The 20,886-nt window shown below is 46.4% G+C and carries 19 protein-coding genes; 4 read left to right on the plus strand and 15 right to left on the minus strand.

Annotation, left to right across the window (positions count from 1 at the left end; all coding sequences use genetic code 11):
- The first annotated feature begins 44 nt into the window (after positions 1 to 44).
- The gene (locus tag NST74_RS25880) at positions 45 to 245 is read left to right on the plus strand and encodes a hypothetical protein (protein ID WP_042131070.1); all 201 of its coding nucleotides are present in this window, start codon (positions 45 to 47) and stop codon (positions 243 to 245) included.
- 142 nt (positions 246 to 387) lie between these two features.
- On the opposite strand, the gene NST74_RS25885 is transcribed toward NST74_RS25880, so the two are convergent.
- From NST74_RS25885 to deoC, 7 genes are all read right to left on the minus strand, one after another.
- A complete protein-coding gene (locus NST74_RS25885) occupies positions 388 to 621 on the minus strand; it encodes a glutaredoxin family protein (protein ID WP_341115173.1) in 234 nt (77 codons plus the stop codon).
- A 72-nt stretch (positions 622 to 693) separates the two neighbouring features.
- Entirely contained in the window at positions 694 to 1,635 is a 942-nt protein-coding gene (gene trxB, locus NST74_RS25890) for a thioredoxin-disulfide reductase (RefSeq protein ID WP_042131072.1), read from the minus strand.
- Between the two features lie 156 nt (positions 1,636 to 1,791).
- The gene (locus NST74_RS25895; RefSeq protein WP_445668159.1) at positions 1,792 to 3,756 is read right to left on the minus strand and encodes a heavy metal translocating P-type ATPase; all 1,965 of its coding nucleotides are present in this window, start codon (positions 3,754 to 3,756) and stop codon (positions 1,792 to 1,794) included.
- Between the two features lie 346 nt (positions 3,757 to 4,102).
- Positions 4,103 to 5,242, minus strand: a complete 1,140-nt coding sequence (gene aroB / locus NST74_RS25900) for a 3-dehydroquinate synthase (protein ID WP_341115176.1) — start codon at positions 5,240 to 5,242, stop codon at positions 4,103 to 4,105.
- 480 nt (positions 5,243 to 5,722) lie between these two features.
- The gene (locus tag NST74_RS25905; protein ID WP_341115178.1) at positions 5,723 to 6,799 is read right to left on the minus strand and encodes a hypothetical protein; all 1,077 of its coding nucleotides are present in this window, start codon (positions 6,797 to 6,799) and stop codon (positions 5,723 to 5,725) included.
- A gap of 213 nt (positions 6,800 to 7,012) precedes the next feature.
- On the minus strand, positions 7,013 to 8,305 hold the full coding sequence (locus NST74_RS25910; protein ID WP_042131076.1) for a homocysteine synthase: 1,293 nt from the start codon (positions 8,303 to 8,305) through the stop codon (positions 7,013 to 7,015).
- A 308-nt stretch (positions 8,306 to 8,613) separates the two neighbouring features.
- The gene (gene deoC, locus NST74_RS25915) at positions 8,614 to 9,291 is read right to left on the minus strand and encodes a deoxyribose-phosphate aldolase (protein ID WP_341115180.1); all 678 of its coding nucleotides are present in this window, start codon (positions 9,289 to 9,291) and stop codon (positions 8,614 to 8,616) included.
- A gap of 324 nt (positions 9,292 to 9,615) precedes the next feature.
- Between deoC and NST74_RS25920 the strand changes: the two genes are divergently transcribed.
- Together NST74_RS25920 and NST74_RS25925 are read left to right on the plus strand one after the other, a co-directional pair.
- Positions 9,616 to 9,957 (plus strand): hypothetical protein, encoded by a 342-nt coding sequence (locus tag NST74_RS25920; protein WP_341115183.1) that lies wholly within the window; start codon positions 9,616 to 9,618, stop codon positions 9,955 to 9,957.
- A gap of 10 nt (positions 9,958 to 9,967) precedes the next feature.
- Positions 9,968 to 10,957: a ketoacyl-ACP synthase III gene (locus NST74_RS25925; protein WP_042131078.1), complete on the plus strand. Its 990-nt coding sequence runs from the start codon at positions 9,968 to 9,970 to the stop codon at positions 10,955 to 10,957.
- 126 nt (positions 10,958 to 11,083) lie between these two features.
- Here NST74_RS25925 and NST74_RS25930 read toward each other — a convergent pair whose 3' ends face one another.
- The 6 genes from NST74_RS25930 to NST74_RS25955 all read right to left on the minus strand — a co-directional run bounded on the left by NST74_RS25930 (position 11,084) and on the right by NST74_RS25955 (position 17,425).
- Positions 11,084 to 11,917 carry a prohibitin family protein gene (locus NST74_RS25930; RefSeq protein WP_042131079.1) on the minus strand — a complete coding sequence of 278 codons (834 nt, stop codon included), beginning with the start codon at positions 11,915 to 11,917 and terminating at the stop codon, positions 11,084 to 11,086.
- 108 nt (positions 11,918 to 12,025) lie between these two features.
- The gene (locus tag NST74_RS25935; RefSeq protein ID WP_341115186.1) at positions 12,026 to 12,796 is read right to left on the minus strand and encodes a hypothetical protein; all 771 of its coding nucleotides are present in this window, start codon (positions 12,794 to 12,796) and stop codon (positions 12,026 to 12,028) included.
- 227 nt (positions 12,797 to 13,023) lie between these two features.
- Positions 13,024 to 14,022, minus strand: a complete 999-nt coding sequence (locus NST74_RS25940; RefSeq protein ID WP_341115188.1) for an LLM class flavin-dependent oxidoreductase — start codon at positions 14,020 to 14,022, stop codon at positions 13,024 to 13,026.
- Positions 14,023 to 14,043: 21 nt separating this feature from the next.
- Complete coding sequence (locus NST74_RS25945) at positions 14,044 to 14,526, minus strand: RrF2 family transcriptional regulator (protein WP_042131082.1); 483 nt, start codon at positions 14,524 to 14,526, stop codon at positions 14,044 to 14,046.
- Positions 14,527 to 14,714: 188 nt separating this feature from the next.
- Complete coding sequence (locus NST74_RS25950) at positions 14,715 to 16,157, minus strand: SulP family inorganic anion transporter (RefSeq protein ID WP_445668217.1); 1,443 nt, start codon at positions 16,155 to 16,157, stop codon at positions 14,715 to 14,717.
- Between the two features lie 188 nt (positions 16,158 to 16,345).
- Positions 16,346 to 17,425 (minus strand): bifunctional 3-deoxy-7-phosphoheptulonate synthase/chorismate mutase, encoded by a 1,080-nt coding sequence (locus NST74_RS25955; RefSeq protein WP_042131084.1) that lies wholly within the window; start codon positions 17,423 to 17,425, stop codon positions 16,346 to 16,348.
- A gap of 686 nt (positions 17,426 to 18,111) precedes the next feature.
- Here NST74_RS25955 and NST74_RS25960 point away from each other — a divergent pair.
- Complete coding sequence (locus tag NST74_RS25960; RefSeq protein WP_341115191.1) at positions 18,112 to 18,657, plus strand: glutathione peroxidase; 546 nt, start codon at positions 18,112 to 18,114, stop codon at positions 18,655 to 18,657.
- A gap of 279 nt (positions 18,658 to 18,936) precedes the next feature.
- On the opposite strand, the gene NST74_RS25965 is transcribed toward NST74_RS25960, so the two are convergent.
- Together NST74_RS25965 and NST74_RS25970 are read right to left on the minus strand one after the other, a co-directional pair.
- Positions 18,937 to 19,278 carry a 4Fe-4S binding protein gene (locus NST74_RS25965; protein ID WP_076285502.1) on the minus strand — a complete coding sequence of 114 codons (342 nt, stop codon included), beginning with the start codon at positions 19,276 to 19,278 and terminating at the stop codon, positions 18,937 to 18,939.
- Complete coding sequence (locus tag NST74_RS25970) at positions 19,275 to 20,885, minus strand: FAD-binding protein (RefSeq protein WP_341115193.1); 1,611 nt, start codon at positions 20,883 to 20,885, stop codon at positions 19,275 to 19,277. The genes NST74_RS25965 and NST74_RS25970 overlap by 4 nt, the downstream gene beginning before the upstream one ends.
- Position 20,886 lies beyond the last annotated feature (1 nt).

Here is a 20,886-nt window from a genome sequence, read left to right on the forward strand (position 1 = left end):
ACATTTATCACTACAACCCCTTTTTTGAAATGGAGAGCGAGTCCATGACCTATGTTGATACGTCTGATATCTCGGCACAGATGTTCATCACTGTGTTGCTTTTTCTGCTCATTATTGCCCCTTTGATCAGCCTCGGTGTGCTCCGTTTTTTTCAAGCTAAAAAGAAATCAGGATTTATTCTTATTGGCAGCGGCGCTGCTGTATACGTACTATTTCAGATCATTACATCTTTCACTCAAACCTAACTCTACTTCTAGATCTACTTTCATAAAAATAGTCTGCGCACTAAAGCGTCAGACTATTTTTTGTATACTTAAAGATCATAAAAAAGACCGCCTCCTGATCGGAAACGGTCCCTTACAATTTCCTTGCGGAAATCTTATTTACTTAAACAGTCGCCAGTGCTTTGTCGAACTGAGTTTTGTTCATGCCCACAATTTTATGCTCACCAATAACAGTTACAGGAATAGCTCTCACTCCCATGTCCCATACTTGCTGCGCAAAATCATCATTCTGCTCGACGTTGCGTTCTTCGTAGGAAACGCCTTTTTCGCTAAGAAAGCTCTTAACCTGACGGCAATGCGGGCAATTTGTTGAGGTATATACAATAACCTTCTCCATGGTATGACCTCCTCCTATAAAAGATATATAGTGAAGATATCTAATGTAGCATTGAGTTTTTTTCAAACCAAATTATAGAATAACTGCACTGTGCTCCAAGCTTTCGATATATTTCTCAGCATCCATAGCTGCCATACATCCACTGCCTGCTGCAGTAATCGCTTGTCTGTAACGAGTATCCTGCACATCACCACATGCGAACACGCCTGGGATATTGGTTTCAGAAGTGCCTGGATTCGTCATGATATAACCATCCGCATTGGTTGTGATCTGTCCACCCAAGAAAGAGGTGTTCGGGTGGTGACCAATCGCAACAAACACGCCGCTTGCTTCGATGATTTCTTCTTCTCCGGTCTCATTGTTAAGCACTTTTAGACCATTGACGCCTCTGTCACTCGAAGTCACTTCCAGTGGAGTGCGATTCAGGTTCCAGTCTACTTTAACATTAGCACGAACGCGATCCTGCATGATCTTCGAAGCACGCAATTCTCCACGACGATGCACCAAAGTTACTTTGGAAGCAAAACGAGTCAAGAAGCCAGCTTCCTCAAGTGCGGAATCTCCGCCACCAACAACCACGATCTCTTTATTACGGAAGAAAAATCCGTCACAGGTAGCGCAGGTGCTTACACCGCGTCCCACATTATCTTGCTCCCCTGGGATACCGAGGTATTTTGCCGTAGCGCCTGTGGAAATGATCAATGTATCTGTAGTAAGAACGCCCATTCCTTCAACATTCAACTTAAAAGGACGCTCTCCAAGTTCTACACTGTTCACCCAGCCCGTACGGAACTCCGCACCAAAACGTTCAGCTTGTTTACGCATATTATCCATCAAGTCAGGACCCATGATGCCTTCAGGAAATCCAGGAAAATTCTCCACTTCTGTTGTAGTGGTCAATTGTCCACCGGGTTGGGGTCCTTCGATTACTAGTGGGTTCAAATTGGCACGAGCCAAATAGATAGCGGCGGTTAATCCTGCCGGTCCAGTTCCAACAATTATTGATTTATACATATCTATGTCCTCCTTGAGCTAGACGGCAATGACGTCGCTTCTTAATTAAAATAATTATAATGTAGTGTTAATTATGATAACTGAAAGCAAATATGTCAATATGCCAGACTCCCTCACCCCAAAACTATTTTGTGAACAATTTAATTTTGATAAATATTATCGTAATAATCTTAGTCCATTGAGAATCACTAATATCGTACTGCCTTCATGACCTATTACGCCAAAAGGAAGTGCGATCCCTTGCACAAAATTGCTGATCATAAGCACTGCAATCACAGACACAGCAAAAATCATATTTTGCTTCACAATACGCTGTGAACGACGCGCCAATGATATCGTTGAAGCAATCTCTTCTATATTATCATTCATAAGCACTACATCGGCTATTTCGAGTGCAGCGCCGCTCCCTTTCATGCCCATACCCATGCCAACGGTTGCTGTCGCCAAAGCAGGTGCGTCATTCACACCATCCCCTACCATAACAACGTGACCATACTTTTCACGCAGTGCCTTGATATGCTTCACTTTATCCTCCGGTAAAAGGTCAGCAAACACTAGATCTACCCCCGTTGTAGCTGCAATGACCTGGGCCGTAGCGTCACGGTCACCCGTAAGCATTGCCACTTTAATCCCAAGCTCCTGTAGCTTCCGCACTGCGGCTTCTGCTTGTGGACGAACCGTATCCTGCAAAGCAATCATTCCGGCAATTTGCTCGCCGTCCAGAATGATGGAGACGGTCTTCCCTTCTTCAGCCAACTGCTGCCGCTTAAGTTTCCAATGCTCCAGTTCAGGATTCATAGTAGACTGAGCCAGCTCATCGAGCAAATTAGACTTCCCGATTTTCCAGAGATGTCCATCGATTTGACCTTCAATCCCCCAGCCTGTGATGGTTTTACTGTCTTCCACTCCCCGTAGCTCCAGGCCTTCCTCTTCCGCTTTACGTACAATCGCTTCCGCCAGTGGATGACGGGACATATTCTCAATGGATGCACTAACCGTTAGCAACTCTTGACGACTGTAGCCTTCTCCTGCAATAAAATCAGTTACTTGTGGAGTTCCTTCTGTAAGCGTCCCTGTCTTATCGAACGCCACAACCGTTGTGCGTGCCATATTTTCCAGATGGACCCCGCCTTTAAAAAGAACCCCTTTTCGCGCACTTTTAGAGATCGCCGACAGCATCGCTGGCATAATGGAGGAAACCAAAGCGCAAGGTGAAGCTACTACTAGAAACACCATCGCTTTATAGAAGGTTGCGCTCCAGCTCCAGTCCAGCAAAAACGGCGGAAGGAGAATCAGTGCCACGGTCGAGGCTACGACAACCCTTGCATAAATGGCTTCGAGTCTTTTTATAAAACGCTGCGAATTGGGAACTTCCGTTTCTGCCTCTTCTACCATTTTGATGATTTTGGCAAAAAGGGTGTTCTCAGCAGCTTTCGTTACTTCAATATAAAGGGGACCTTCTCCATTCACGGTGCCTGCAAAAACTTCGCTACCGGCATATTTTTCAACGGGTACGGATTCTCCCGTAATGGAAGCCTGATCTACTGCCGACTCCCCCCGATATACCTTACCGTCTGCCGGAATCAAATCTCCCGGGCGTACAAGCAGCAGATCTCCGATCACCAACTGGTCGATATGGACCTCGTTCATACTTCCTTGTTCAATACGCATAGCCGTTGCCGGCTTGAGAGCCATCAGCGAGGAAATATCCTTTTTGCTGCGTTCCATCGTATAACTCTCTAAGGCTCCACTGAGTGCAAAAATGAAAATAAGCATGGCGCCTTCATTCCAGTACCCAATGGAAGCTGCGCCTAGTGCGGCTGCAATCATTAATAGGTTCACATCGAGATCCCGTTCTTTGACGAGCGTTTCTACGCCTTCTTTTGCTTTATTCCAGCCACCAATCGTATAAGAAATGACATAGAGTACTATGGAAAGAATTTCTGACCATCCACCAACAGACCATGCTAAAAGCATAAGCAGTCCGCTGCCCAGAGCAGCCTGCATTTCGGAATTGCTAAGCATGGCACGCGGATCGAACCGACGCTTTGGACCGCCTGGCTTCTTCATACTGCCGGAAATAGAGGATTGCTGGGGTAAATGTTTTGATGTTGCTTGCATAATAATCGCCGTCCTTTAGAGTTTTGTAAGATAACTTCATTAATTAATTTCTCTTCGCAACAAAACTTGCTTCGTAAGCATACGCTTTGTTTTGTGGAGCCTAACTTCAGCCAAGTGAGAATGAGAGCCATTATTAAGACCCCTAAAATGACACATGCTGCCCCGGCTTAGCCGGGACAGCATGATTGATAACTATAGGTAGTGAGAATGATAATCATTGTTGCAATAGTACAACTATATTTCCTTAGTGCAACTTATATTTTAATCATACCACCAGGAATGAAAAAGTAAAGCCTATCTATTCAGCTAACCGCCCTAAATTTCAGAGTATATGTTAGCTGCTCGCTTAATGGCGGATTTTATCTAACAGTTCTGTTAGGACATGTTCCTCGACTGGAGTCGAATAAGATCCATCCTCAAAACGTTTCATCGAACCAATCGCCTCTTGGAATACAAACCGTATGCGCCCTTTGCGTACTTTTTTATCTGTATACATTTTATCGATTAGCATTCGGTCTGTAATGGTTGCTGGAATTTCAGTCGGCAGACCCGCCTTCTGTAGTAATGCAATCACCCGCTGAGTTTGGTTCGGAGTTACATATCCCAAGCGCTCTGCCAACTGCACCTGAATAGCAAGACCTATCGCAATAGCCTCACCATGTAACAATTCATAACCGCTTAAAGCCTCCAGCGCTCGACCCGCAGTATGCCCTAGATTAAGAATTTGCCGCAGATTGCTCTCCAATTCGTCCTTCTCTACCACACCGTATTTGATCTCACAATTATAAAGTGCAATCCGTTCGCAGACCTCTTGGTTTAAAATAAGCTCTCCCTCTAAAGAAACAACTTGTTCCAAATTCTGCTCCAAATACTTAAAAAAACCCGCATCCGCCATGCAGGCATGTTTGATCGTTTCAGCTAAGCCGCTACGCAACTCACGAACCGGAAGTGTTCTCCATGTCGCTAAGTCGATGTACACCTTTCTGGGTTGATGAAATACACCGATTAGATTAGTAGCGACCGGTGTATTTACGCCTGTTTTTCCGCCAATGGATGCATCTGCTGCTGCTAATAAGGTGGTCGCATAGTTCAAACTCGGCACTCCCCGGCCAAATGTCCCTGCCAGAAAACCTGCCAAATCCGTTACCGCCCCGCCTCCAATCGCAATAATACAGCAATCTCGTCCATAAGAACGGCTTAATAGCTGATCCTCCAGCAACGCCTTCGTTTCACGGGTTTTGGATTTCTCTCCGGCGGGGAAAGAAAAAAGCTCCGCATGAAAATCATTCTGAATCAACTGTTCCAGCAAGGCTTGTCCATAAAGTGCTTCAACTTTGGAATCCGTAATTATCGCAAATTTGCTTACATTTTCTACGATACCTCGTTTTAAGTCCTCTATTAATGCGCTAAATAAAGTTTCTCCTATCTCAATGTCGTAGGAGTGGTCAACAACCTTCTTCAGGGCAACTCTAAAATTTGCGGACATGTGCAGCGCCTCTTTTCAGTAGGATGCTAATAGATTCGATCCGCTAATATAATTATCCTTTTTATGTAAAATAAGTGAGAGTGCTGAAAGAAATTGTGCGCTCACCACTCCACATGCCCCAGACGGGAGGCAGCAACATGAATGATATGCTGGTCACAGGACGAGACCTTACTTGATCTACAGATAAATACATTTGAGAGACATTGTTGATAAAGCAGGAAGGCTGTGAGCGAGCCGCTACGGACACAGCTTCTATTGAATAATGTCTCTGGAGTCCGAAACTGTGCTCCAAAAGCATAAATCATACAAATAGGGTCCTCCGAGTCCGTGCGCCCAAAGCGATGATGAATATTTTTTTGAAGCAAGCAGTCAAAACGTACTAAATGAAGAGCAGTGATCCTCCGATAACGGGAGAATCACTGCTCTGTCGTCTCATTTAGAATCGCAAGTGGCATATGGGACAGCCACTTCGATGCTGTGTTACTGCCTTCCACCGGCGGCAGTATCCAGTGTTTCCTGCTGCCTGGCGATCCAGATCAGACAGGCAGCTCTAAGCAGCGCTTCGGTCCGCTGACCGGCGCTGCAAAAGATCCCGCTGAGGCCGATCTGATACAGACCGGCCAAAGCCGACGCCGCCGGAGTCCCCGCGGCGAGCACTACCGCCGCCGGCTTCACGCTCCGCACGGCGGCAAGGATCTCCCCCGCCGCCAGGGCGAAGCCCTCTGCGGCGGCCCCTTCCGCCGCGAGCTCGCTCGCCGCGCCGTCGAGCACTAGGAAATCGGCGATGCGCGCGATTTCCGCGGCGGCGGCGGGCTCCACATCGGGCGCGATCAGCGCCCCGATGCGGCACGCCGCCGCATAAGCGTGGCCGAGTGTCTGATCGGCCACGAACTCGATGAATTCGCGCTTTGCCGCGAATTCGGCTCCGCTTGCGGTGTAGGCGACCAGCAGGTCAAGGCGGCAATCGCCGCCTTGACGCTGGCTCTCCGCCACCGCAGTAAAAAGCGCTTCGAGCTGCGCGTCCTGAAGCGCGGCGAGCTTTGCGGGCTGCGCCGCAAGCTCCTCTGGATGCAGCAGGGTGACTGCTGCCCATTCACCATCCGGTGATTCCAGCAGAGCTGTGGTGGCTGCTTGCAATCGGTAATAGATCCGCTGCAGCATTCGATTAGCCTGCAGCTCATCCTCACTGGATAACCAATGCTCATAAAGACAAAACAGTTCAGGTTCAAGCAGCCATTCCTCACTTCGTATCAGACAAGGACCGGCTTGAACGGACCTTGCGCCTTCCCGTGTAATCGGACGCTCTTCTCGTTCTTCACGTCCTTCACGCAATACTAAGAAGGCCGACTGTTCTCCAGGTCGTTTAAAATAAGAACGGTTCAAAGGTTCTACGACATCCTTCTGCTCTACCCCGGTGATAAATTCTGCGGCAGCGGAGGCTACGGATCCGGCTTGGCTCATTTCCATCCCTACAGCCCGATCACCGGCCTTATACATGAACTTGAACGGGCGCTCTTCACTACTCCGAAAACCATCCTGCTGACGTTCACCCTTCATCTTCGCACCCACCCTTTATCTTTGGATTGCTGCCGGTACGCCAAGTTAATTAACTTCATGCCACCGACATCTTATTACCACACTTATAAATACGGGAACCTCCCATGAAATATGCAAGCGTTGCCAAATGATGTGAATAATTTAGCCTTATTTAAATCACAAAAAAAAGGCATCGCCGCATAGCAGCAAATGCCTTCCTTGAATTTCATTGTTCTATTGTTGACTGGCGGCGATTGCCTGCTCCAGATCATAAATAATATCATCAATGGATTCCGTACCAATCGATAAGCGGAGCAATTCCGGAGTTACTCCCGCTGTGGTTTGCTCTTCATCCGACAGCTGTGCATGTGTTGTGCTTGCAGGATGGATAATCAATGACTTGGAGTCACCGACATTCGCCAAATGCGAGAACAGCTTCACATTTTCAATCAGCTTGCGTCCCGCAGCACTTCCACCTTTAATACCGAAGGTAAGGATCGCTCCTTGACCTTTAGGTAAATACTTTTGCGCTAATTCATGAGATGGATGAGTAGGAAGTCCAGAATAACTTACCCATTCTACGTCAGCGTGTGCCTCCAAATATTGCGCAACCTTTAGTGCATTCTGGCTGTGACGTTCCATCCGCAAATGGAGTGTTTCGAGCCCTTGCAGCAGCATCCAAGAGTTAAATGGTGAAATAGAAGCACCTAGATCACGAAGCAGTTGAACACGGGCTTTAATAATATAAGCAATCGGACCCACAGCTTCCGTGTAAACAACACCATGATAACTTGGATCAGGTTCTGTAAGTCCTGGGAACTTACCGCTTGCCTTCCAATCGAACTTACCACCGTCCACAATAATTCCACCGATAGATGTACCATGCCCGCCGATGAATTTAGTTGCCGAATGAACAACGATGTCAGCTCCATGCTCAATCGGACGCAGTAAATATGGACTCGGGAACGTATTATCCACAATCAGAGGAATTCCATGTTCATGCGCAATTGCTGCAACGGCTTCAATATCTAGTACATTCCCCTGTGGGTTACCAATGGTTTCTGCATACAAAGCTTTGGTTTTATCATTAATCGCAGCACGGAAGTTCTCAGGATTATCCGAATCCACAAAATGCACCTTAATGCCAAGCTTAGGCAGCGTTGTAGAAAAAAGATTATAAGTTCCACCGTATAGGCTTGCCGCAGATACAATTTCATCCCCAGCGCCCGCAATATTTAGAATGGAGAAAGAAATAGCCGCTGCCCCGGAAGCTGTAGCAAGTGCACCTGCTCCACCTTCTAGTGCTGCCAAACGCTGTTCAAATACATCTGTAGTCGGATTCATCAGCCGAGTGTAAATATTACCGAATTCTTTGAGCGCAAACAGATCCGCTGCATGATCAGCATCACGGAATCCATAAGACGTGGTCTGATAAAGCGGTACAGCACGTGCGAAAGTAGTTGGATCAATTTCCTGGCCTGCATGAACAGTCAAAGTTTCAAATGACAGCTTACGGTCTTCTGACATAGGTATTTCCTCCCTTTATAAATAAGAATAGAAATCTTTAACAAATAATAATTGTACTCATTCTCTCATAAACGACATCATTTGAAAAGAAAAAAATCTTATTATTCCGGTGTGAATTATTATAATTTTATTTTGCGAATGAAAGCCTGTTCGATAAAAACCAGATAACGCTTTCAATAACAGTTTTAAGCTAAAAAACAGGTATACCCTATGTATCTAGTAGAGAGCTTCTACGCATAAAAAAACAGAATAGCGGCGGACAAAGCTTGTCCACCTTATCTCACCGCTACTGATTTACTTATCTTCTATTAGTAACTGCTTTGGCTTGTTTCTCCCTTAGCAATCGCCACACCGCCGCTAGTACCAATACGACTTGCGCCTGCTTGTACCATTACATGAGCGTCTTCCGCACTACGAACACCGCCGGAAGCTTTCACACCCACATTAGGTCCAACTGTTGCACGCATCAGAGCGATATCTTCCTTCGTTGCTCCACCTGTAGAGAATCCTGTGGATGTTTTTACGAAGTCTGCTCCAGCTTCAACAGAAAGCTTGCAAGCACGTACTTTTTCTTCTTCCGTTAATAAACAAGCCTCGATAATGACCTTAGTCAGCGCTTTGCCGCGAGCTGCTTCTACAACTGATGCAATATCATGTTTAACCAGTTCATCGTTACCATCTTTCAGCGCTCCGATATTGATAACCATGTCTACCTCACCTGCACCATTCGCAATAGCATTGGTAGTCTCGAATACTTTAGTCTCTGTTGTCGAAGATCCGAGCGGGAAGCCGATAACCGTACATACTTTAACTTCAGGCGTATCCTTCAATACTTCATGGGCAGTAGCTACCCAGGCAGGATTTACGCAGACCGAAGCAAATTTATAGGCTTTTGCTTCTTCTGCTAATTTAACGATATCTGCTTTCCGTGCATCTGCTTTAAGCAGTGTATGATCAATGATCCCCGATAGTGTAATTTCGCTCATTTCTGTCATTCCTCCATGATTTGGATAGTAAATTTTTTTCATCTCTGTAATCATACCAATAGAACTCAGCTTTGCAAAGTCGACAGGGCAATCAAGCCCACTCCAATCTCGGTTAACTCATTATAAATATACTTGGAGCAGGTCATTATTAACTTAATTATCTTTTCAAGTTAAATTTATACCTTCTTGTATTTTTTTAAATATAAATAACAATCCCCCTAAACTTTCCCATTTAAAAATACGATAATAGTTATATATAAATGGGTTTTTTAGCCTATTTATTAAAAATTTTCTTCAAACTTACTTAGGAGGAGACTGTTTAATATGGGAAACTTTAATTTCGCCTCAAACGCTGCAGCCCAGAAACTGAATGTACAAGTGGAAGGTTCTATGTCACCTGAGGATGCCGGACGTTTCATTCAGGAGTACAACCAAATCATAAGTACATTTAACCCGACACAATTTGAGATCATTTTAGATTGCAAGACACTAAACGTATCCTCGCCGGACACTCTTCCTATGCTTGAACAATGCTACATACTGTATAAAGAATCTGGATTTAAAAAAGTGACCTTCATTATTGCCAAAAGCCCTGTCCTAAAAATGCAGCTAAGCCGAGTAGCCCGGGCAACGAAATTAGAGAACTACGAAATTATTGAAGCATAGGAGGTTTCATTTGGGACATATAACCATCCGCCAAGCTGCTTATTACCATCCGGAGCATGTCGTAACTAATGATTATTATCTGGGGCATTTCCAGAGTATGGGCAAGGACATCAAGCGATTCCTGGAAGTCATGGGTCGTGACCGGAGATACATCGTAAAAGAAAAGGATGAGAATGCCCTAACGATGGGATTCAAAGCCGCCCAAAAAGTGTTAAATGAAGCCAATTTACATGGGGAAGATATGGACATGATTACGTTCGCTTCTCAGACACCGGAATATACCTACCCTACCAACGCACTTCTGCTACACCGTATGCTGCAAGGCAAACACCGGACCATTACCCAAGATTCCAATGCCAACTGCGCAGGAATGGTATCCGCCGTGGAGCAGACAAGTCGTTATATGCAAGCTAATCCTAGCATTCGGTACGCGCTCGTCGTGGGCAGTGACTATAGCTCGGTAAACTGCAATACAGATGATGAAATTACTTACCCTAACTTCGGAGATGCCGCAGCAGCTGTCATTCTGGAACGGAGCGAGCAAACTGGCTTCATTGACTCCCTTTATTACACTGATTCTGAGGGCTCTGAGAACATTATGTTCCCTGCTTGCGGTCTTTCGAATATTTATCATGAAGACATTACACCGGAGCAAATTCGGATACGCTGGACCCCCTTTGACGGTACAGTATGTGTAGATGCGGCCGTTGCAGACATGAAGGAGCTTCTCTCAAGAAACGGCCTGACTACAGATGATATATCTGCCTTCTGCCTTTCACAATTCTCTCTCAAAAATATCGAACTCATCCAAGAGGGTCTTGGACTTACTGATGAGAAATTCATCTACGTAGGTGACGAGTTCGGGTATACAGCAACAAGCAGTCCTTTTATCGCCTTTCAACGCGGAGTCGAAGACGGACGAATCAAACGTGGCGATTATGTCTTCTTTTGGTCAGTCGGCGCTGGCTGGCAAATTCCTACAATGCTTTATCAATATTAATAGTATAAAAAGCCCTACTTCTATAGAAGTAGGGCTTTCCCATCAGAGGAGTAGATGTTGAAGCAGACAGCCACGAACTCAAACAGAACAGCAATTGGAAAAATAAATCAGAAATCCAACAATGAATTATTTCGTCAGGGATTGAATATCCACAAATGGAGTCGCTCCCCCTGTTACTGACGGCAGCACGCCGTTCCATTTTTCTAACGCTTTCTCTTGGACCTCAATTTGCTTCAGCTGCACCAGCTCAGGTGTAACCTCCTGCTTCTTTAGTCTTAGAGATTCAGCCTCTGCTTGCGCCTGGGCGATTTTTTGCTTTGCTTCGATTTCAATCCTACGAAGATCATTCTCCGCTTTTAGCGCCTGCTGCTGAGCAACCTGCTTCGCTTCAATGGACTGATTGAACGCCTCCGAGAATTTAAAGTTAACGATGTTAATATCGTTGACGATCAGGTCATATTTTGCCAGCCTAGCAGTTAAATGCTCACTGATCTCACTAGACACTACATCACGGCGCGTAATCAAATCTTCTGCTGGATATTTTGCCGTCACTTCCTTGACGATTTCTTGAATGGCCGGATTGATAATTACATTGTCAAAATTACCTCCGATATTGTTCATCAGATTAAAGGCGGAAGCCTTGTTTACGGAATAATTCACTGCTACATGTGTGGATACAGGCTGAAGATCTTTTGAAGAAGCTGAAGTATCGGTCTCCGCCTTCGTTACCTGCGTGTTGACCTGAATTACCGTCTGAATAAATGGAATTTTAAAATGAATGCCGGGTGACAACGTGTTGTCATTTAATTTACCAAAGGTTTTGTACAAACCTACATGCCCATATTCCACAGATACAAAAGAGTTCGCGCCAATCAACAATACAATGAGCACTGCTGCAACACCGCTAACTATTTTTCCCGGACGCAGCTGTTTCAATTTCGGATTCATTTGCATATTCATCCAATACCCCTCCTAGATTATGGATAATCATTTAAGCTTAATCGTCTATACGGAGGTTTGAGCGAATTGGTCGCAGGAAATATTTCAGCAGCACTGGTCATGACGTTATTACTCTTGGATCAGTCCTTCTAAGTTCAACCGGAATCTTTTGCTCTGCTTGTCCCCGATATTTAAAGCTTCATATATTCCTTCATCCGTTAGTACCACGGAATCCGCCTTTAAAGCATCATTAACGAAAGTTACCTCAGCGTGATCAACATTCCAGCGGTAAATGTAGGCACTCATCGGATTTCCATGTGCAGCTACACCCTCAATAGATCCATCCCCATCAACATCCAGCTCTTTGGAATGTCCGGTATCTATCTGCAGCAATCCCGAGGGGTTACCACTCTCGTCGATTAAATAATAGTTAGTGAGCGAATTATTTGCTCCTAGTCCACCGGTGATTTTCAGCACCTTTTCGCTAAAAATCCGCACCACTTCTACCTTGATATTCTCCGGCTGACGATAATTATAAGTTCCTATCGCCCCTAGACTGTATTGTCCTTGGGATGAAGAAACTCTGGCATATACATAGTCTTCGTCACTAGCCATCGTATACACACTCACTTTGACTCCTCCGAAATCATCAAGCTTCTTTTCTGTAATCAAAGTAGCGCCTGTAGGTGGAGCACTTAGTTGAGAGACTACAGGGATTGTATCCACCAGATTCCATTCCAGCTTAATGAGGTTAGCAGCGGTGTCTGTTGGTTTCGGTCTTGATGTATGGTAGTCGTTGGCCGATTGAAGGGGGGCTGGATCAGCCTGATGTTGGCAACCCGCCAGCAGATTCATTAGAAGCAAAGCTGTCAGCGTAACGGATTTATGTAAAGGAAACATCTCTTGGTCACTTCCTATCCTTTTTTTAAAATTAAATCTTTCATTAATCATAGATGAAGTTAAATATTCAAATGTTACTTTTAGGGGGCGGGAGGGTTAATTTATTGTCTTTTGAGGGCATGCGTCGATCAAAAAGCTAAATTGGGCATACAAAAAACCCGCATCAAATGCGGGTTAAGATGGGAAATTGCTATTATAATCAATCACTCACTCTTAGCTCTCCAGAATCAAGAACCGAGCAGTTCACTCGCCAGTAACCGGTAAACCTCTAGCCGTTTTTCCTGCGAATGCGGAATGCTGCATATCATCGCTTCCTGGAATCCATATTGTGCTTGTTCTTCTTGCAGGCGTACGGCGATGTCTTTAACCGCACCGACCAAATGAATCTTACGACCTTCCTTGATTGCCATCCGGTCAATTTCTGATAACGATATGTTCTGAGCTTCTTCTGGTGTCAGCACCTGCGTAATTCTGCCCTTACTCATCATCAAGCGGAAAATATCCTGCGGTAATGCCTCATACTCAGCTTCTTCCTTCGTTTCTGCTGTAGTCACCATATAGGATACACTGATCTCAGGTTTGTCCATGAAGATAGAAGGCTGATAGTTATTCCGATAATGGTCCAAGATCTCATTACTCATCGCACCGTTAAAAAATTGCGCAAAAGAGTATCCGACTCCCATTTGTGCAGCTTTTCGCGCACTGTTGCCGCTCGAGCCTAACAACCATACTTCTGGGAGCGCCACCTTCGTTGGAGCAGCGAGATTTTTGGCATACAGCTCATCTTCCGGAATCTGATCGCTAAGCAGCTGCATAGTAATGCCAAGCTTATCATACATGTTATGAAGCATTAACTCGCGGCCTTCAGACAGAGCGTACATGGCGCTTGTATCGCCGCCAGGCGCTCTTCCTACACCGAAATCAATTCTCCCCGGGGAAAAAGCACTTAACGTTTTAAATACTTCCGCCAGCTTAAGTGGAGAATAATGCATCATCATCACACCGCCGGTGCCGATTCGAATACGGTTGGTCTTGGCGGCTAAACGCGCTGCCGTTACTTCAGGAGCCGAGCTAGCAAATGTATTTCCGCCATGGTGCTCAGCCATCCACATTCTGCTATATCCCAACTCATCTGCTAAAATAGCCAATTCTTCTGCTTTATTCAAAGCACCTTCCGCTGTGTTACCACTAGTCACGGGTGCCTGATCCAATACGCTCAATCTCATGCGAATACATCCCTTCTTTGGTTAGATGACCATTTTATTGCGGATCCATTCCTCTAAGGCTGCAATCTTATCTTTAAACCGTTCACCGCGCATTTCCTCCGACAACGAAGCAATAGTCTCCCGTTTTAATACAGCTTTCCAGGAGGATTCAGCTTCTTCCATCAGATTGGTTAACAGGCAGCAGCTATCTTCTTTTTCTAAATCCAACATGTCTACCAGAATACCATTGGATGAATACAGCGACTGCTGTCCCTCCACCGCGAGGTAAACGTCATATACACGAATATCCTCAGGTCTCTTCTTTAATTTAAAGCCGCCCTTAATACCGGGAACAGATGTGATGATGTCTGCGGTAACCAGCTTTCTTAACAGTTTCTGAAAATAGGTCGCCGATGCTCCGAGTTGCTGGCTAATCGCTTCCCCAGACAGCACCGCCTTATCCGGCAGCATGTTGAGTAGAACCAGTGCATATACTGACTGTTCTACCCCTGTTTTCATATGCATGTACAGCACCTCGATTTACGTAGATAGCTTGAATAGAACTGTAGATGATAACATCCGTGTATAAAGCGGATAAACATTATCCACTTTATACTTTATATCAATTTGCACCAAAAGTAAAACCTTGCACTTCTTCTATTACGGTTATCCCTGCTATAAAAAAAAGATCGCGCATATAGCGCAATCTTTTTTCATAATGATAATCCCACCCGCTGAACCAGCTGCGAGCTCTGGTCATTAAGTCCGGTAATGGTGACTTTTTTGCCACGCTCGGCGTAGTTGCTCATCGTCTTCGCTATGGCATGAACTGCGGACTGGTCCCACACATGGGAGTGTGAAAAATCGATAATAATATGATCCGGATCGCTATCGTAGGCGAATTCATGAATGAAGTGGCTTGTCGTGCCGAAGAACAGCTGGCCGGAAACCGCATATGTTTTGGAAGAGGCAGCTTCCTGAACAGTTAGGCGGATCGAAGCTATTTTCCAGGCAAACGTTAGAGCACTTAACAGAACTCCAAATAAAACACCAATAGAAAGGTTGTCCGTAGCCACCACGGTGACCACCGTCACAATCATAACCAGCGCATCACTGAGCGGAACACGGGTTAAAGTTTTGAGCGAGCCCCATTCAAAGGTGCTGATACAGACCATTATCATTACGCCGACCAGCGCCCCCATCGGGATCTGCTTAACCACATCGCCAAGTACAATAATTAGGAACAATAAAAAGATCCCTGACACAAACGTAGACAGACGCGTGCGTCCTCCAGACTTCATGTTAACCATTGACTGACCGATCATCGCACAGCCTGCCATCCCTCCGAAAAAACCAGTGACTACATTCGCAAGTCCCTGTCCCTTCGCCTCTCTGTTCTTATCACTACCTGTGCCCGTAATATCGTCTATTAAGGTGGCAGTCATCAGTGATTCCAATAGCCCAACTACGGCCAGTGAGAGTGAATATGGCAAAATAATAAGCAGAGTATCCAGCGTGAACGGGATTTGCGGAAGATGAAATAGTGGCAAAGTTGCTGTAATATTCCCCATATCGCCTACGGTTTTTACGTCCAGATGAAGAGCGATGCTAAGAACAGAAACGATAACAATCGCTACAAGTGCTGAAGGTACGGCTTTGGTAAACCGAGGAACCGTGTAGATAATGAGCAATGTCAGAGCTACCAGGCCGTACATCACCCAGCCCTGTCCATTAAAATGGGTAAGCTGCGCCATAAAAATCAGTATTGCCAGAGCGTTGATAAACCCCGTCATAACCGGCTGTGGCAAAAACGTGATGAAACGGCCCAGCTTTAGCATCCCCATCAATATCTGAAACACACCAGCCAGTACAGTTGCTGCGAACAGATACTCTATTCCGTGTTCTAGTACAAGACTTCCGACTAACAAAGCCATAGCCCCTGTAGCCGCCGAAATCATTCCGGGTCTGCCTCCGGCAAGTGCTGTTACAATCGCAATACAGAAAGAGGCGTATAAACCAACCATCGGACTTACTCCCGCCAGGATTGAAAAAGCGATCGCTTCAGGAATCAGTGCAACGGCTACGGTCATCCCCGATAAAATATCGGTTCGAGTGTTAGAAAACCACCCATTATTTAAGGTAAGCTGCTTCAAAATCTAATTTCCTCCTGTGACTATTAAGGTATATAGGCCTTTTTCCAAAAGACCCGGGGCCGGTGCAACGCTAATGTTGCTTATTGTACTCGACCCGCCTTCACCTTCACAAAAAGATTAGTTAGACTTGTAAGCGCTTATTCACCTCGTTTTCTAGTCAATCCTTGAAAAATCATTCAAATTCTATATTTCTAGATTCGGTACAGTCCGGATGCTTTCACTTCGTTAAAGAAGGTGTTGAACTCATCAATATTCAGCTGCTGTGCGGCATCGGACAGCGCGGTTGCAGGATCAGGATGCACCTCGACCATAATCCCATCGGCTCCGGCTGCGAGCGCGGCTTTTGCGCAAGGGATGAGAATGTCTTTGCGTCCTGTAGAGTGAGTAACATCGACCAATACTGGCAAATGGCATTCCTGCTTGAGAATAGGCACTGCTGAGATATCGAGCGTGTTGCGGGTCGCTTTTTCATAGGTACGAATTCCGCGTTCAATCAACATGATTTGTGTGTTACCACGAGACATAATGTATTCCGCTGCATGTATGAATTCATCAAGTGTGGCAGCCAATCCTCGTTTCAGCAGCACTGGCTTATTAACTTCTCCGACTGCCTTGAGCAGCTCGAAATTGTGCATGTTCCGTGCACCGATCTGGATGATATCTACATAATCTAAAGACTCTTCAATATGTCTTGGATCTACAATTTCACTAATGGTCAGCAGACCATAGTCATTTGCTGCTTCGCGCAATATTCTTAGTCCGTCCATACCTAGACCTTGGAAGTCATAAGGAGAAGTACGGGGCTTGAAGGCACCGCCACGCATAACACGTACGCCAGCCTTTTGCAGAGCAGCAGCTACGGTGCGGGTCTGTAGTTCGCTCTCCACGGAGCAAGGGCCAGCTACCATCAGTGAAGAAGAGCCGCCAACCGTAACATCTCCTGGCAAAACAATCACTGTATCTTCTTTGTGACCCTTGCGTGCTACTAGTAAGGTTTTTTTATGTTCATCGGATTGTAAGTCCAGAGAAGCTGAAAAAATTTGTTTGAAGAGGCTGCGGATGGTCCCGTCAGTGAAAGGTCCTTTGTTGCTGGCTACGAGCTGATCCAACATTTTCTTTTCACGTTCTGGATCGAACTTAGGCACACCTTGCTTTTCTTTAACTACTCCAATCTCCTGCACAATCTTAGCCCGCTCGGAGATCAGCTCCAGCAATTGCCCATTGATTTCATCCAGACGACCTCTAAGAACATCCAATTCCACGTTACTCATTACCCTTCCACTCCCTCTTCTTTGTTATAATTTGAAACGCAAAAAGGCCCCCCGTCGCAAGGGACGAGGAGCCGTGGTACCACCCTTATTTAGAATTAACCCGAATACTAGCACAAAGGAATAGAATATTGAATTCCCTTGACTAAAGATTAACTCTATCTTAAACCCGGTAACGCGGGGCGCGGGCCTCCCTACTCATACCTGTCACGACCTGTGACAAACTACTTCAGGGGCCGACTCGGAAGTGAACTTCGGCATTAATCGTCTCATGAGGGTGCTCTCAGTCTCCGGCACGCCTTCCCTGTTAAGATCCGCTATAATGCTTACTCTCTTCGTCATAGTCCTTGTTTATGTCAGCGCGTCTTTTGCGCTGGTTTCTGCTATCTTAATCAAAAAATGTTTTCGATGCAAGATAATAATGGAACGCAGAGTAGCTTTAACGCATTAAAATGAAATGAGGTAGAATTATTCCTATAACAGCTGCTTTGAATAGACTTTGAAATATGAAATAACCCATAGCCATATCCATACTATTCTAGTTCTGCTTTAAAGGTTCCACCCCTTTCTCGGTATGAAGTTGACAGTGATATTTACATTGTTTACAATTAAATCATTGAAAATTTTTCCTATTCTTATTCACTGGCAGCTTTAGGGTTTACAATACATAACTGAAGGGATGTAGCAGCATGAGCATTTATCCATATACAGCACGCAGTATTCGCGGAAAAGATATCGAATTAGAGCAATACAAAGGTAATGTACTTTTGATTGTAAATACAGCAAGTAAATGTGGGTTTACCCACCAATACTCCGACCTGCAAAAGCTCTATGAGCGATACGAAGATCGCGGCTTCCAAATTCTCGGTTTTCCTTCGAACCAATTTGGAGAGCAGGAGCCTGGCACCAATGAAGAAGTGAATGTATTTTGCCAAATTAACTACGGCGTTACATTTCCTCTCTTTGAAAAGGTTGAAGTAAAGGGTGAACATAAACATCCCCTCTTTACTCACCTTACGGAGCAAGCCGGATTTGAGGGCTTCGACATGAACCATTCTTCAGGAAAGCTGCTCCAAAGCATGCTTGAGAGCAAAGATCCGGAAGCGCTGAACAATGACGAAATCAAATGGAACTTCACTAAATTTCTAATTGATCGCGAAGGCAATGTAATTACAAGATTCGAATCTACTGTAGATCCGCTGGATATTGAGCCAGCGATCGAAGCACTGCTATAGATTTGTCTAGATATATACCGAACTAATAATATTAACTTAAAGCATAGTAGTCACTGCGGTGAATAATTGGACTTCCGGCCGCTGTTGTCCCCAGATTTCTTGATTGAAACCGCTCTTCGCGGTGGAAATCCCGGGACAAAGGCGGTCGCTATCGCTCCTACAGTTCCAATTTCCCCCTCCGATCCCTCTCGCTTTTTGTTATATTCTTATGTTCAACCTATATAGATTGAATTTCTATACAACAATAAGCCGCCCAGACTCCAACTCTGGGCGGCTTTTTCACGTACGGTACTGCTCGGTAAACACTTCAAAATAAGGGGTAGTATCTCTTTCCGCCATCGAACCGTTAGCGCCCGGTCCCCAGCCGATCTCAGCCCGCCAGCTCCCTAGCAGCCCTGTCTGGATTAGCGCCTCCTCATTTACACCGATCAGCTGATCTGCCTGTGGTGCTACATAGAGTGCATCTACAGGGCAATAAGCTTCACACATAAAGCAAGTCTGGCAATCTTCCTGACGCGCAATTACCGGAATCTTCCCCTGCATTTCGAATACGTTTGTCGGACATACTTTCGTACACAGTTTACAACCCACGCAGCGTTCCACGCTGATTAGTTCGATCATATCGCCTGCCCCTCCTTTAGTAGATTCAGTTCATGAGCATGGGGCACAGCCTCGGTACCGATGCTTATTTGCTCTATACCGGATACAATCAGCCGGTGGGTTTGACGCGGATCAAGCTCCGGATATTCCGCGAGCTTTTGCAGGCCGCGCGTCTCCTTCCGAGCCAGCGCGGCGGTGTACATCCACCTGCCGACCGCTAGCATAGCCGCGGCTTCACGCGCTTGCACGATGCCCTGTACGGTGGCGGGGACCCGCCCGTTCAAGAAGGGCATCAAGGCATTCAGCCGCTTCAAGGCTGAAGAAATGCCCGGCTCGCTGCGGAAATAATTAATCTGCAGCGGTAAGATTTCACGCTGGATCGCCGCGACTAGCGGCTTCACCTCCAGCGTCTCCGAGGTGTCGGCGCCAGCCGCCAGACCGTAGCGTCCCGCTGCGGTAAGGTTGCGGCTGTTCGCCTGCCCTCGGCAGGACCGCGCATGCTGCGCGGCTCCCTGGCCTGCCCAGCTTCCGCTGCATATGGCCCAGGAAGCGTTGTAAGCCCCGCCGCCGGAGATGGCGCCGGTCACTTTCTCGCGAGATGCGGCATCTCCAGCCGCATAAAGTCCGGGCACGGTCGTCCGGCAGTCCGTGCCGCTCAAGCGCAACCCCCCAGTACCGCGCATGGTTCCCTCATAGCGCAGGGTGAGCGGGAATTTCTGCTTAAACGCATCAATCCCCGCCCGCTCCAGCGGCATAAAGAAAATCGGATGCGCTTTTCGCAGAAAATCCTGTTTCTCCGCTGTATCTGCCAGATCGAGCGAAGCATAAACCGGACCTTTGAGCATCATTTCAGGAATGCTGCCAAAAGTCCGATCCCCTTTATGCAGCGGATGACCGTCCGCGTCATAAAGCGTTGCCCACGCCAGCATACGGCCGCGGGTTACGGTTCCATCCGCAAAGCTCGGCGCGTATTGGCGGCTGAATTCCATGCCCGACAGCTCGGCTCCCACTTCAGCAGACATCAGCAGCCCTTCGCCTGTCAGTACGTTGCAGCCAAGACCTTTGCTGAGAAAAGCGCAGCCTCCGGTTGCCATCACTACGGCATTAGCCTTCACTTCCCAAGACTCCCCTGTCAGACGGTTGATTCCACGTGCCCCGCCAACCCCATGTTCATCATGAAGAAGCTCTAGCGCTGGCGACTGATCGAGGATCGTGACCCCCGCTTTGCGGACAACTCTTCGCATAATCCGCATGTATTCTGGCCCATGCAGATGTGTACGAAGTGAGTTGCCTGCCTCATCCTTCGGAAAAGGATAACCCCACTGCTCGACTAGAGCCAGATTCTGCTCTACCTGATCCAGCACTCGGTGAATCCAAGCATTCTCCGACAAATATCCACCGGATTTCAGCCTGGATTGAACCGCCTGCTCTCGCAGTTCGGCAATCGGAGGGATAACGAGCAGTGTTGTACCGCCCGGAGCAGTAGCCCCGCTTGTACCCAAGTAGCCCTTATCGGCCAGGACTACCTTTGCACCTTGCGACGCTGCACTCCATGCCGCCCAAGCACCTGCGGGGCCTCCTCCAAGCACGAGGACATCCACTGTCATTTCCTTCTTAAGCTGCGACATT

The sequence above is a fragment of the Paenibacillus sp. FSL F4-0125 genome (genome assembly GCF_038008565.1).
Classification (GTDB): Bacteria; Bacillota; Bacilli; order Paenibacillales; family Paenibacillaceae; genus Paenibacillus_AQ.